At 43.2% G+C, this 736-nt stretch carries 1 protein-coding gene; it reads right to left on the bottom strand.

Annotation, left to right across the window (positions count from 1 at the left end):
* On the bottom strand, positions 1-736 hold a 736-nt coding region (locus N1032_RS25170), incomplete at both ends, for a portal protein (protein ID WP_259543306.1).

Below are 736 nucleotides of genomic sequence, written 5' to 3' on the forward strand. Positions count from 1 at the left end.
ATAAGCACCCTGAGCTTGCAGGAATGCATTCATTTGTGGGATTTGAGTGAATGCCATCAACGCAACTTGCAGTTTTTGAGCCCTTTCAGCCTTCTCAGCAGCACCAATTGCCGTATTTACGATCATTTTAGTGCGTTCTGGGAGCTGTTTAGGGTCAATTTGCAGTACACCTTGGCTTGTTTCTACTGTAATTGGCTCTTTTGCGTTTTGACGAACCAAATCGTAGATAGCAAGCATCATATCTGCCATACCACCCTGTGCCATGTTGCGAGCAACCATACGGACACGGTTTAGTGCAGCAGTCATCACCATTTGCGTGGTAGCAGTGGAATTGTCATTTTTGAATACAGAAGCATCCAAACCTTGACCAACTTTACTGATACCAGTACGTTCTTCCTTCTCGGAGTTGACATACTCTAAAAGATTGTCCAAACCTTGTGGAAGTGGGTGATAAGGGAATACATCAACAGAACCTTGAGCCATTTGCTCAATTACAGCGCCTGGGCGGTTCTGAAGCAGAGATTGACGGTCATATTGACCTTTTACAGCGATATAACGACGGAAATTCGCGTTTAAAGCATTATCAATCACTGCACGAAGGACTGTAGAACCTAAATCCTGTAAATCCTTCACTTTGTCATAGATTGACTGGCCCCATACAGATCCTGGGATTGAGAATGGGGTAAAAGTAGAGAATGGGATTTTAGAAATAGTATTAATCTCTAGAATCTGACCA

This window comes from Herbiconiux daphne, from assembly GCF_024979295.1.
GTDB lineage: Bacteria > Actinomycetota > Actinomycetes > Actinomycetales > Microbacteriaceae > Herbiconiux > Herbiconiux daphnes.